Raw genomic sequence first — 14,286 nt, 5'->3', positions numbered from 1 at the left:
CTATTGATTTTAGTCTATTTTTTTAATTTTATCCATTATTTTAAGAAGCCCAAAAATAATTGCCTGCGGAGATGGAGGACAACCTGGAATTACAAGATCTACTGGCAGTATATCTTTAAGTGTACCATACACCCCATCACCCTCTTTAAATACTCCACCGTTATAAGCGCAACTACCAACAGCTATGACTATTTTAGGTTCAGCCATCGCCTGGTAAGTCTTCTCTAAAGCTTCTTTCATATTTATAGTAATGGGACCTGTTACCACTAGTCCATCTGCATGCCTTGGAGATGGGGATACATTAATTCCAAATCTTGAAATATCGTAAAAAGTGTTTGAAAGTGCATTAAGTTCTGACATACAGGCATTACAAGAACCAGTATCTACTACTCTTAGTACAAGTGATCTCCTGAAAGTCTTATATATTTTTTCTCTAAGTTTATCACCTGCAAGTTCTAACTGCGCCATTTTATAATCGGATGTCATTTTCAAAACGGATTTGGGACAAATATCAACGCAATTCCTACAATAAATACATTTTTTATCATCTACACTTACTAGATGCTCTGCATTTGTAATAGTATTTATCTTAATGGCATTCACTGGGCATACATTCATGCATTTTTCGCAATTATCACATACATTTCGCTTTGCAACTATTTTTCCATAAGAGACTTCATTATTTTTAATTGGATCTTTTATTGTTTCTGTTCCATATTTTATTCTATCAATTATATTATTCATTTTAATACTCCCTACTTGTCATTCTCAGAATAAGACATATTAAAGCTTTTATTAATAAGAGGAAAATCAGGAATAATTTCCTCAAGAACCGCTTCACTCATACCTGTCCAATTAGTAAAAGAAGGAGTTTTAAAGTAGATTCGGTCAAACTTATTATCTTTTCCTGTTAAACCATAAACTACAAGCTCTCCCTTTACTGTTTCAACTGAAGTTATTGCCTCTAACCCCTCTTTTAAATAAAATTCTTTTTTTTCTCTCCTTATATCAACATTTATATATGAGAGTGCTTTCTCTATAAAATCAAAAGCATCTTTAAGCTCGCAAGCTTTTAATTTATACCTTTCAAAAACTCCGCCCTTTGTTTCTATATTTATATCTCTTTTTATTTCCTTATATAACTCATATGGAAATGAGATTCTAACATCATATTTCAAATTGCATGCCCTTGCTACAACACCTGTCATACATAATTTTTTAGCCATAGAGCGACTAACCACTCCTGTATCTTCTACCCTATCTAAAAATGAAACTGAATTTACACTCATTTTTATTATGCTAAGTACCCGTGCTTTAAGACTTTTTAAGGTATCTAAAACATCTTTCTTTTTCTTTTCATCAAAATCTATATTTATTCCAAGAGGAACAATGGCATTTCTCATATACCTACTTCCACTTATCCTCTCACATAACTGATGCACTACTTCTGAAAAATAGCCAAATTTTTTAGCTACATAACTATAACCAATATCATTACCTACTCCACCTAGATCATCCATATAATTATACATTCGTTCAAGTTCTAAAAGAACAACTCTAAAAGCCTTAACCTCGATGCTAATATCAGATCCTAAAAGTTTTTCTATAAGCATAGCATAAGCTTCCCCATAAGCTACGCTCGATTCTCCAGACACACGCTCAAACAAAAGATTCAATGTATTTGCATTTATATCCTTACATAATTTTTCTATTCCCCTATATTTGTACATAAGTTTTATTTCAAGATTTTCTATTGGTTCTCCCATAACACTAAACCTAAAATGACCCGGTTCAATAATTCCTGCATGTACGGGTCCTACTGCAACTTGATATGCCCCTGTCCCCGATACCTCTTTAATCTTGTAATCATAATCTTTGTTAATTTCTCTATGAAATAATCTGCTTTGATAAATTATATTGCTAAGATCAATTGGTTCCTTATCAGTAACATAACTACATATTGCATAATAACCTTGCTTACTATTTGAAAACACACAATTTACTGTAGTTTCTTTTTCAACTACAGTAAACTCACAAATATAATTGAATTTATATAAATCAACGCAAATAAGCACAATTTTTCTTATTTGGTCTGCTTTTATTCTAACGTATAACTCATTATCATTTTTAACTTCATATTTTAAATCAAAATTTAATTCTTGTAGACTATTTATAATATCTGTTATTTTCATATCTTCACTTCCTAATCACATATAATTAAAACTGCATTATTTATCATATTTGACAAATAACCATTCATAGTTAAACTAATAATAATAATTGAAATAAAACATAAAGCAAGTGGCAATATATTTTTTTTATCTTCTTTCATTCTAACATATTTTACGCCAGGTTCAGTGTTGAAAACTATCTTAATGAATACTCGCAGGAATCCTGCAAAAACTAACAGGAGACAAAAGGTATAGATTGCAGTAACAATGTAATTTCCACTCTCGACAGTTCCTACAATTATATAGTATTCACTAAAAAAAGCAGGGAATGGTGGTGCTCCTGTAATAACAAGCATACCTATAATAAGAAATACTGCATTTATTGGCATAGTCTTTATTAAAGCATCAATCTTGTCTATACGTTTTGTTTTGTATGCATTTAATAAATTTCCTGCAGTTAAAAACAACATAGACTTTCCAAAGGCATGCACTAAAGAGTGAAGTATTGCACCGAAAACTGCAATTTTACTTCCAACTCCAAATCCGAGTGCTATAATTCCCATATTTTCAACTGATGAGAATGCAAGCACTCTTTTATAATTAAGTTGTCTTAAAATACTAAAAGATGAAATTATAAGAGATACACAACCAAAAACTATAAACAACCACTTGGTATTTTCGAGTCCCGGTATATGTTTCGTTATAATATAAAACCTTAAAATAACATACAGCGCAAGATTCAAAAGAACCCCAGACATAGCACTAACTGGAGCTGGCGAGTCACTATAGGCATCTGGCAGCCATGTATGCATAGGTGCGAGTCCTACCTTTGTACCAAGTCCTACAAATATTAATGTGAAAGCTATTTTAATAGCATATGTGCTTTGTGGATTTGGATTGGATACAAGATGAGACCATTTTAGTATTTCGCCTGCATCTTGATTACTATAAGCATTAACAAAGATTAATATTCCGATTAAACCAATACCTATTCCAATCGAACAAATAATTACATACTTCCAAGCGGATTCTAATGAATTTTTATTAATGTTAAAACCAAACAGAAATGTAGTTGTGAGCGTTGTCCCTTCAAGTCCAATCCACATTGCTACAATATTATTAGTTAGTGCAATAAACATCATAAAAAACACAAAGAAATTAAATAAAAAATAATAAATTTTACCCATTTTAAGAGTAATTATTTTCTCTTTTATCTCATCTGAGATATACCTATATGAGTAAATACTAATGATTATATTTATGCTAGCTATAATCAAAATTTGTACAGTACTCAAACTATCAATATAAAAAAACTCATTAAAATAACTAAGGGAATAACCTACTGAAACCATCGTAATAATTTTTAGTACAATACCTAAAACTAATACAGCTCCAAATATTGTAAAAATCCCAGTTGTTTTTATGTTTTTAAAAAGTAAGGGTGTAACTATTAAAAATAAGAACAAAATACCAAGTACTGTAATATACATTATTTCACCAACTATTCTTTTAGATTTTCAAAAAAGTCTGTATTTATTGAATCAAAAGTTTTATTAATACGGAAAATCATTATTCCCATAATAAGTGCAAGCATTAGTGTTTCAAAAACTATTCCTGCCTCAATTACTAGAGACATTTTTGATAAAGATGTTTCAAAAAGCACAATGCCATTTTCAAATATTAGAAATCCTATCATTTGTGTAATAGCTTTTTTTCTTGCTACCATAAGTAAACCACCTATAATGAATAGAGCAATTCCAGTTTTTAAAAAATTATCTTGGCTCCTGTTTAAAAGGCCAAAAACTATCATTATACCAAGTCCAGTTATAAGATAAGAAACAAAAGCATTTACTATTAACTCCATTTCTCTTTTTATCTTTAATTTCTCTAAAGATCTATTTATTATTATTGGTATTATAATAACTTTAGTAACTATTGTTAAAATTCCTAAAATATAATAATCAACTTTTCCTGTCTGGTAACCAAGCTTTAAAACTATAAGTCCAATAGCCGCTGACTGAAATATAAATCCTGCTGTAATAAGTTTTATTCTTCTTACTCCAGACATAAATATACTAGATATTAATATAATTGTAAGTAAAGCTTCTATCATAATTTCACTCCTTTATAAAATGTAAATCAATGTAATTGCGACTATTCCTAAAGATATCATAGCTGGAAACAATTCTGCCCCTTTAAATAACCTAGATTTAGCGAAAGTTGTTTCTATTATAGCGATTCCTAGTAAACAAATTAAAAGTTTAAATATAAATGTTACGAGTCCTATAAGAATAACTGAAACGGTCAGCGTTGTTGCAATTCCAATAGGTATAAAACAATTAATCAAAACAATCAAGTATACAATTAGTTTAATATAAGACGATAGTTCAACATACGCTAAATCACTACCTGATAAGTCTAAGATCATTGCTTCATGCATCATCGTAAGTTCTAAATGTGTTTCTGGATTATCAAAAGGTATTCGAGCATTTTCAGCAAGTATTGCAACAATAAAAGTTACCATTGTTATAAGGTGCGCAGTATCATAATTTACGCTTTTGCTATTGATAAATGAAATATGAAATATATTAAAATCATTTGTTTCTATATATAAAAATATCATCAGAAACAATATTAGTGGTTCTGCCATCATTGAAATAAACGACTCACGACTTGATCCCATTCCACCAAATGTACTTGAACTATCAAGTCCAATTAGCACTGTAAACATTTTTACTATTCCAAATGAAAACATAAGAATAAATAAATTTCCGATACTTTTCTGCATACTCGTGTAAAAAACTGGTACAAAAAATGCTGTTGTTATAGTCGCTGCAAGTATAACTATTGGCCCAATAGTTGTTATAAATGAACTTCTATTTGATACTACTCTTCCTTTTTTTAATAACTTATATAAATCATAATAAGGTTGAATTATAGATGAACCAATATACCCCCGAAGATGTGCCTTCATCTTTTTCAAAATTCCTATAAATAATGGTGATAAAACTATAATCAATAAACTCTGAATAAAATAAATCAAATTGTATTTCAAATGAAAACCTCCTTACACAAATTTTAAGACTAAAACAAGTGCAATTATTACTGATATGAATATATATAAAATATGCAATTGAATTTTTCCATAATTAATCTTTAATATTTTTGTTGTTAAGTAATTGACTGCTTTTAAACTTGTTTTGTAAAAATAATTCTCTACTACATCACTAGTAGTTTGACTTATATGAATCTTTTGTTTATAACTAACTTTTTTGTTATAATTTGCAATAGGTCCAAATGTTTTTGCGGCAGGCTGAACAAATCCGCTACCGGTGTACTGTATATAAGGTTTATCACTTGTGTAACCACATGCCCAGGTATCATTAATTTCTTGCTTTTTGTTTAATGAATTTATTTTATTAAACATATATACAATAAATGTGATACTAATTAATATTAAAGTAAATACTATTATCTCTGTTTCATTTTTAAATCCAGGTCCTTTTACCTTAATATCTAGTAAATCGTTAGTAAAATACGATATTTCATTTATTATATATGGTGAAAATATACCCGTAACTATAGTAAGCAAAGCAAGTAACCCTTGCCCAATATTCATTGATATCGGAATGTTTTTAACATGCTGCGCTTTTTTAGTTCTTGGTTTTCCAAGAAAAGTGATTCCAAAAGATTTTGCAGTAGCATAAAAAGCCGCTCCGCTTGTTATTGCTATGATAACACCGCAACAAAAAATCAATATTATAACCCATATATTGCTTACCTTAGTTATCGATTCAATGAAACTTCTAAGAATAAGTATCTCACTTGCAAAGCCATTAAAAGGTGGTACTGCTGAGATTGCACAGGTTGCGATAAATGTACAGATTGCTGTAAACTTCATTTCACGGTGTAGTCCACCAAGTTCATTCATATTTTTAGTACCAGTTGCGTACAAAACACTTCCTGCATTTAGGAACAAAAGGCTTTTAAAAATTGCATGGTTTAAGCAGTGAAGTAAAGCTGCAGTCAGTGCTAGTGAAGCTAATACTTTTAAATTATAATTTATAAGTATCATAGACATCCCAAGGGCAGCAAAAATTAGTCCCACATTTTCTGCACTAGAATATGCTAATAATTTTTTTATGTTACTTTGCAATAAAGCATTTAAAATTGAAAAGATAGCGGTAATAGTTCCAATTATAAGTACTATCACTCCACACTTTAAGGGCGTCACTCTAAGGAAAATAAATATTACCCTTATAAAACCATATAAAGCAACTTTAAGCATTACCCCTGACATCAAGGCTGAAACATTAGATGGCGCTGTTGGATGGGCCTTTGGAAGCCATGCATGAAGTGGAACTATACCCATTTTTGCTCCGAATCCCAATAATGCAAGTATGAATATAATGTACTTTTGTTTCGCCTGAAAATTCGCAGAAACCTTAAGAATCTCATTAAAATCAAAACTACCACTGTATTTATACAAGAAAGCAAACATTATCATTAAGAATAATCCACTTATGTGTGTCATAACAAAATAAAATATTCCTGCTTTCAGATTTTCCTTATGCATATACTCATAAACTACTAAGAAAAACGACGATATAGACATCATTTCCCAAAAAACAAGAAAACTTATAGCATTATTAGAAACTACAACGCCTATCATTGATGCTACGAATAATATTATTAAAAATAGCATATAGTTTACCGAGTAATGTTTTTTATATTCCATTATGTAGCCCTTAGTATAAATTGCTACTGGTATAAATATTAATATTATAATAAATACAAAGTATGTTGAAAGCCAGTCCTTTTGAAAATTAATTAATGGTAACACTTGTTATCAACTCCTAGCTAAATTTAGTTAACATTCGAATGTTGGAATGTGACACTTAATTATACCTTATTTTTCGAATGTTAACAACTATATTTAATTGATTGTTCGTGTTATGTATTGGTTAATACTCCTAAATTTTTCTATTTTCTTTTCAAAATATCATTTCAAATGTGACTTTTCTAGCCTATTAATTAAGAAAAGGAAAATCACACTTTAAACTTATAGCTTTAATAATCTTAAAGTGCGATTTTTTATTATACTTACACGATTAAATCATCTCCTGGGTCGCTACAATATTAATATCCGCCCGAGGAACCTCCACCACTTGATGAACCACCTCCAAAACCTCCAGAGCCACCCCCGAAACCACCGCCTCCAGAGCCTCCAAATCCACCACCATTTCCTCCTCCACGCCTACCAATAGAGCTCCAAAATAGCAGTGTTACCATAAACCTTGTTACTCTTCCTCGATTAAGAATAAAGTCGAGAAAAATTAACACAATAAATCCTATTAACACTATACCATTACCCTTTCTAGGAATATTTTGTGTTTGAACTTGTTTTGGAACATTAATATTCTTATCTAGTTTTACATTGTATTCTTTAGCTACACTATCACAAATAAGCGAATATGATGCACGAAGTCCCTCTCCATATAAACCTTGTTTAAATTTTGGAACCGCATAGTCATTCATAACCCTTGAGGAGTATATATCAGTAACAGCACCTTCTAGTCCTGTACCTACCTCTACTCTCCACTGCTTTTCTTTTACTGATAATAAAATTAGCAGTCCATTATTTTTACCCTTTTGACCAATACCCCATTCTCTAAAAATACCTGTAGCATAAGTTTCTATAGGTACATCTTTTAGTGAATCTATAACCACAACAGTAGCCTGAGCTCCTGTTTTACCTTCTAGTTCCTTGCCAACTGATAAAATATATTGTGTTGATTCACTATCTAACACTTTAGCATAATCATTAACATATTTTAACTGTGATGCAACTGGGTATATTTTTTTGGTTTGTGCATTTACTATATTCATAGCCATTATTTGACTTAGAAAAAGAATACCTACAAATAAAATCCTCATTTTCATCTTTGTTTTTGTTGATATACCCCATGAAAAATCACAACTTTTTCTAATAAATTTTATTATATAATCTTTCATATTTTAGCTCCTATTTAGTAAAATTAACTTTAGGTACCACTTTAGCCGATTCACTAGCTTTATAAAGTGGCTTTTTATCAAACCCAAATATCCCTGAAATGATATTGTTAGGGAAATGTTTTATTGTGGTGTTGTACTCTCCAACACTTGTGTTATAGTCCTGCCTTGCAGTACCTATTCTATTTTCGCTGCCTTCGAGCGCTACTGTTAAATCCTTAAAATTAGCACTAGATTTTAAATCTGGGTATTTCTCAACTATTACTAAAAGCCTTGAAACTGCACTCCCAAGTTCACTATCTGCCTTAGCTTTATCTGTTACATTTGTAGCACCTGCAAGTTTTGCCCTAGCCTCAGCAACTTTGATAAAAATATCTTTTTCCTGAGAAGCATAACCTTTAACTGTTTCTACTAAATTAGGAATTAAATCAGATCTTCTTTGTAGTTGTGTATCTATATTTCCCTCTGTTACAGTTACCCTTTGTTCTAAGCTTACTATCTTATTGTAACCTCCAATAATAGGCATTATTATTACAAGAAATATCGCCACAACAATTGCAATTGTTCTTACTTTTTTACTCATTTCTCTACCACCTTTTTATTTTGTATTGTACTGAATTTTTTAATATAATAATCATTAACCATATAACTGTTAAATCAAACTTATTCTTATATCATATTCTATGAATTTAATCATACTACTATACTAATTTGCTGTTTATTATCTGAAATTATGTATTATATAAAAAAATATTTTATTATCATATTAAATCATCACGTAAAAAAATCCCTATAATTAAATATAAGGATTCTAGACTATATTGTACAAAGTATGAGTTATATCGCTACTCTTCAAACGATCTACTTTTAATTATAACAATAGTTTTTTTTATATATTCTTCTGTTTTATAATTACATAGTTTATTATTCATCCGTAGTAAAAGAACATTTAATTTTAAAATATCTCCGTAACTTATTCCTTCCAACTCTTTAAATATTAATAAGGTCTTTTGATTTTTATTATAATCATCTATTATCAAATCCCCACCTTTTTTTGATATATCTAAATAATGGGCATTTTTAATTAAAGCTTTTTCTTTACGAATGAAGGATTTACTATATAAATTTTTTACTATTACATGAACAGTAGATGGCGACCAAAAGCTAATTTCACTTAATTCACGCGATGTAACACCTGGGAATGCTGCAATTATCCACAAAGCTCTAAGTTGGGCATATGTTACATTAAACTCCTTTAGTGGTTCACTATGATTGCTTTTGATTGTTAGAATAAATATCCTTAGCAAATTATATAAAGCAATTGTTTTTCTTATAATACCAATTGTTTTAATATCAAAATCCGATGCATCAATTTTTAAATTGAGTTCATTTATCTTATCAATATAATCAAAAATAAATTCTTTTTTTTCTTTTATTATAATTTTCGTAAAAATATCTATAATAAAATCTAATTCTTCACCTGAAAATAAACCTATTAAATCAAAAAGGTAAATCTTGTTCTCCTTACCTTGTTTATTCACATTAATATACCAATTACCCAAATCCGTTAATTGGAGTTTATATAGCTTTCTGTTAATTGTCTCTTCTTTAAATATTAACTTTTTATTCATTAGAATTTTAATAATATTGCTAACTGTAGGTGTACTCCAACAACCAATCCTTGCAATGTTACTAAGCGAGATTCCTGGAAACACTTTAACAATCCATAAAACTCGAAGCTGTGGCAAAGTTATACCTGAAATCTCAACAGTCCTTGCGTAATTAGATTCAATTTTTAAGAAAGCATATCTTGCTAGATTATATAACGAATGTATGCTTAGCAAATAATCATTTTGCTTCATAGAATTTCCCCTTATATGCTGCTTGCATTTATATAAATTATAATTTACATGTACCTTAGCACCATAAAACATTGTATCAAAAATATTATATCAAATCAACAAAATGATTTTCGCCTAATTCTAGATGTATTAATTAGTTATAAAATATATTTATATTCAAACTAATCTACGCATAAAATATAACATAGTAAATAATATTTTGTTTTTATAATACAATGCCTCATAATAATGTATTATACTATTAATTGTAGTCTTATATTAAATAGCTACATCAATAAAATTTATGCAATTATAAAGGAGATTCAAAAATGATATTTTCTAGTGAGACACCAATTGAAACTATAGAAGAAGATTTGAGATATCTTAAGCTACTAGCTAGCAAGTATCCTACAATTCCAGATGCTTGCACCGAAATCATAAATCTACAAGCTATCTTAAATCTACCTAAAGGAACTGAGCATTTTCTTACAGATATTCATGGTGAATACGAATCATTTTCTCATGTTCTTAGGAATGCTTCCGGCGTAATCAAAAGAAAGATTAACGACATTTTTGGTAACTCACTTAGAGATAGCGAAAAAAAAGAACTCGCTACCATTATATATTATCCAGAACAAAAGTTAGATATAGCACTTAGAGAAGAGGATGATATAGACGATTGGTACAAAATAACTTTTCATAAACTAATTAAGATTTGTAGAACCATCTCATCTAAATATACTATATCTAAAGTCCGGAAAGCACTACCGCCAGATTTTTCATATATTATTGAAGAATTACTTCATGAACAACAAAGTACATTTAATAAACAAGAATATTACAATGGTATCATTCAAACCATAATTAAAATTGGGAGAGCTAAGGAATTTATAGTTGCCATTTCAAATTTAATTCAAAGGCTTACTATAGACAGGCTTCATATTCTAGGAGATATTTATGATAGAGGTCCCGGAGCACATATAATCTTAGATACACTAATAAACTACCACTCTATTGATATACAATGGGGTAACCATGACATACTTTGGATGGGAGCTGCATCTGGCTGTGAAAGTTCTATTGCTACTGTTCTTAGGATTTCAACAAGATATGCAAATTTAGATACAATTGAAGAAGGTTATGGTATTAACTTATTACCACTAGCAACTTTCGCTCAAGATTTTTATAATGATGACCCATGCACAGCATTTAAACCCAAAGTTTTTCCAGAAAATAATTATGCAGATAAAGACCTTAATTTAATATCAAAAATGCATAAAGCTATAACTATAATTCAATTTAAACTTGAAGCTGCGATAATAAAGAGGCATCCTCATTATGAAATGAATTCCAGATTACTTCTTGATAAGATAGATTATGAAAAGGGTACCATCAATATCGATGGAAAAGAATATGTCCTAAATGATCTTAATTTCCCAACTATAGACCCGAGTGATCCTTATAAATTAAACGAGGATGAAAGACAACTTATTGATAAACTTAGATCTTCTTTCTTAAATAGTGAGAAACTCCAACAGCATATACGTTTTTTATACTCTAAAGGTAGTATGTACTTAAAGTACAACTCAAATTTGCTTTATCATGGATGCATTTCACTAAGCGAGGATGGTAGTTTTAAAAAAATGAAAATAGATGACACTATTTACAGTGGAAAGTCCTATATAGATAGAACTGAGCGTTTAGCAAGAGAAGCCTATTTTGGTAAAGAAAGTTTGGAATCTAAACTTTATGCACTAGATACCATATGGTATTTGTGGTGCGGTTCAAATTCTCCACTTTTCGGTAAAGATAAAATGACTACTTTTGAACGATATTTTATAGATGATAAGAGTACTCATAAAGAAGTTAAGAATTCATATTATAAATATAGGGATGACGAAACCACTTGCAATAACATATTATCTGAATTTGGATTAAACACTAACGATTCACACATTATAAATGGCCATGTTCCGGTAAAGACTAAACAAGGTGAGAGTCCTATAAAAGCCAATGGCAAATTATTAGTTATTGACGGTGGTTTTTCTAAAGCATATCAGCCAGAAACAGGAATAGCTGGATATACTCTTATTTATAACTCCTATGGACTGCTCTTAGCCTCCCATGCACCATTTGAATCTACCCAAAAAGCAATTGACGAAGGAAAGGATATTCTATCCTCTACTATTGTTCTAGAAAAATCTACAAATCGTATACGTGTGGTAGATACTGATATAGGACTTGATATTAAAGATCAAATTAAAAATTTAGAGTCGCTTCTTACAGCCTATAGAAAGGGGTTTATTAAAGAACAACGCTAATCTTATAAAAACTGTTTTAAAAGGATTTAAGTTCACTTGGCACCAACATACCAGTGACCTTAAATCCTTTAATATACAAGACTATGTTACATAATATTGGTTATGATTAACCTATATCTACTTCTCATCATATACACTTAACAATTCTTGTAGTTTATGAGCCTGCATTGCAGATTGCTCTGCAAATTCCTTAAATGTATTACTAACTGTCTCTTCAGATACTTCTCTTGCAAATGATTGATAATCCCTAGTATCTTCTTGTGCATCTAATAACTTTTTCATAATAGTGTCTCTAGTATTCATTTCCATTTTCATCACTCCTTCAGAAGTATTTTCCCACTAAAGATATTTTTTATGTATTTTAAATTCGAAATATATTAATAAATAAAGGAGAGTAAGAATTATAGAATTCTTACCCTCCTTTATTACATACATTTAATTTATACAGAAAGTGTTATATTTACTTTTATTGTCTTTCCGTCTCTAACTATTTCTGTTTTAACTACATCACCTGCTTTATGTGTAGCTTTAATCTTATTTATTTCTGCAACAGTTTTAATGTTTTTACCATCAAATTTCACGATTACATCTCCAGGTGTTATTCCACCTTTTTCTGCTGCACTGAACTCCTTAACTTGTAAAATTAATACTCCTACTGATGAATTATATTCTTTTGCCATTGCTGAAGTAACATCTCTACAAGAAATTCCTATGTTAAGAATTGGTTTAATTAAATTCTCTATTTTAGGAGTTATTGCATTGATAGGTATTGAAAACCCTAATCCTTCTACCCCTGTTTCACCTATTTTTGCAGTATTTATCCCTATAACTTGGCCCTTAGAATTTACAAGTGGTCCACCGCTATTGCCCGCATTAATAGCAGCATCTGTTTGAATAAATTTAAGGTTTTTATTTTCAATACTTACTTGCCTATTAAGTGCACTTACGACGCCTGTAGTTACAGATCCCAAAAATTCTTTTCCTAAAGGGTTTCCTATTGCAACTACTGATTCTCCTACTTCAATCTTATCTGAATCTCCAAATTCAGCTACACCAGGTACTTTTGTATTATCAGCTAACTTAATTACGGCCACGTCAGATGCAGCATCATAATTTATTACTTTTGCAGAAACTTCTTTTCCATCACTAAGTGTAACTTTTACATTTTGCGCTCCACTTACAACATGATAATTAGTCAAAATATATCCATCTTTATTGAAAATTACCCCAGTACCTACACCTTCTTGCTGGGCAGTCTGCCCGCTTAGATCGCTACTTACAGCAGTGGTCTTGGTAGAAATTGCAACTACAGAAGAGCTAACTTTTTTCACAATTTGAGGTACAGTTAAAATATCTGTACTAGTACTAGCTATAAGTTTTGCTTTTGCGGTGCTAGCAACTTTTGTATCAGATGCTTTAGGTGTAGCCGCAATATTTGTGTCTTTCATTATATTCATTGTTACAATGGCTGATCCGACGCCTCCAAGTGTAGAACATATTACACCTACTATTATGTAGGCCACTATTCTTTTTCTCATACCACCTTTGTTTTTTTTAACTTTGTTATCATTTATAGAACTGTAATTACTATTTTCTAGTATAGGTGAAGTCTCTTTGCTTTCTTTTTCTTTATAATCTTCACTAGGCACTTGCATTTCCATTGTAAGATCTTTATTATTACTTTCACTATCGATTATATTATCATTTGTTTTACTTATTTCATTTGTTTCATTTGCTTCATTTGTTTTACTTATTTCATTATTATTTAAATCATCATTCATACTTTTCCCTCCTTATTTATTTTCCAGGGTAAATCAGCTATTAACTATTATTATCATATAAAATATGACTTATTTATATCTTTTTATAGACCAGATCATGTTTTATCTTTAATTATATTTTAAAACATCTATATTGCAATTTGGTGACAAACTTGTGAAC

12 protein-coding genes are annotated in these 14,286 nt (G+C 30.0%); 1 reads left to right on the top strand and 11 read right to left on the bottom strand.

Annotated elements, in window-relative coordinates; genetic code table 11:
- Positions 1–9: 9 nt before the first annotated feature.
- The 9 genes from nuoB to KPL54_RS07660 all read right to left on the bottom strand — a co-directional run bounded on the left by nuoB (position 10) and on the right by KPL54_RS07660 (position 10,045).
- On the bottom strand, positions 10–744 hold the full coding sequence (nuoB, locus tag KPL54_RS07700; protein WP_216106009.1) for an NADH-quinone oxidoreductase subunit NuoB: 735 nt from the start codon (positions 742–744) through the stop codon (positions 10–12).
- An 11-nt stretch (positions 745–755) separates the two neighbouring features.
- A complete protein-coding gene (locus KPL54_RS07695) occupies positions 756–2,192 on the bottom strand; it encodes a hydrogenase large subunit (protein ID WP_216106008.1) in 1,437 nt (478 codons plus the stop codon).
- Positions 2,193–2,203: 11 nt separating this feature from the next.
- Positions 2,204–3,661: a proton-conducting transporter transmembrane domain-containing protein gene (locus KPL54_RS07690; RefSeq protein WP_216106007.1), complete on the bottom strand. Its 1,458-nt coding sequence runs from the start codon at positions 3,659–3,661 to the stop codon at positions 2,204–2,206.
- 11 nt (positions 3,662–3,672) lie between these two features.
- Positions 3,673–4,284 (bottom strand): hydrogenase, encoded by a 612-nt coding sequence (locus KPL54_RS07685; protein ID WP_216106006.1) that lies wholly within the window; start codon positions 4,282–4,284, stop codon positions 3,673–3,675.
- 12 nt (positions 4,285–4,296) lie between these two features.
- Complete coding sequence (locus KPL54_RS07680; RefSeq protein WP_216106005.1) at positions 4,297–5,226, bottom strand: respiratory chain complex I subunit 1 family protein; 930 nt, start codon at positions 5,224–5,226, stop codon at positions 4,297–4,299.
- Between the two features lie 12 nt (positions 5,227–5,238).
- Complete coding sequence (locus KPL54_RS07675) at positions 5,239–7,014, bottom strand: proton-conducting transporter transmembrane domain-containing protein (RefSeq protein WP_268038511.1); 1,776 nt, start codon at positions 7,012–7,014, stop codon at positions 5,239–5,241.
- 296 nt (positions 7,015–7,310) lie between these two features.
- Positions 7,311–8,108: a TPM domain-containing protein gene (locus tag KPL54_RS07670; protein ID WP_375372980.1), complete on the bottom strand. Its 798-nt coding sequence runs from the start codon at positions 8,106–8,108 to the stop codon at positions 7,311–7,313.
- Positions 8,109–8,196: 88 nt separating this feature from the next.
- Positions 8,197–8,766, bottom strand: coding sequence for a LemA family protein (locus tag KPL54_RS07665; RefSeq protein WP_216102742.1), 570 nt, complete (start codon positions 8,764–8,766; stop codon positions 8,197–8,199).
- Between the two features lie 262 nt (positions 8,767–9,028).
- Positions 9,029–10,045, bottom strand: coding sequence for a MarR family winged helix-turn-helix transcriptional regulator (locus KPL54_RS07660; protein WP_216106004.1), 1,017 nt, complete (start codon positions 10,043–10,045; stop codon positions 9,029–9,031).
- A gap of 308 nt (positions 10,046–10,353) precedes the next feature.
- Between KPL54_RS07660 and KPL54_RS07655 the strand changes: the two genes are divergently transcribed.
- A complete protein-coding gene (locus KPL54_RS07655; RefSeq protein ID WP_216106003.1) occupies positions 10,354–12,345 on the top strand; it encodes a fructose-1,6-bisphosphatase in 1,992 nt (663 codons plus the stop codon).
- A 117-nt stretch (positions 12,346–12,462) separates the two neighbouring features.
- On the opposite strand, the gene KPL54_RS07650 is transcribed toward KPL54_RS07655, so the two are convergent.
- Together KPL54_RS07650 and KPL54_RS07645 are read right to left on the bottom strand one after the other, a co-directional pair.
- A complete protein-coding gene (locus KPL54_RS07650) occupies positions 12,463–12,654 on the bottom strand; it encodes a hypothetical protein (RefSeq protein WP_071611118.1) in 192 nt (63 codons plus the stop codon).
- 131 nt (positions 12,655–12,785) lie between these two features.
- Positions 12,786–14,126, bottom strand: a complete 1,341-nt coding sequence (locus tag KPL54_RS07645; RefSeq protein ID WP_216106002.1) for a S1C family serine protease — start codon at positions 14,124–14,126, stop codon at positions 12,786–12,788.
- Between the last annotated feature and the right edge of the window lie 160 nt (positions 14,127–14,286).

Origin of the sequence: Clostridium estertheticum (assembly GCF_018861295.1) — a bacterium.
Taxonomy (GTDB): Bacteria; Bacillota; Clostridia; order Clostridiales; family Clostridiaceae; genus Clostridium_AD; species Clostridium_AD estertheticum_D.
Note: the sequence above shows the minus strand (reverse complement) of the source record. Positions and strands in the feature narration are given on the sequence as shown.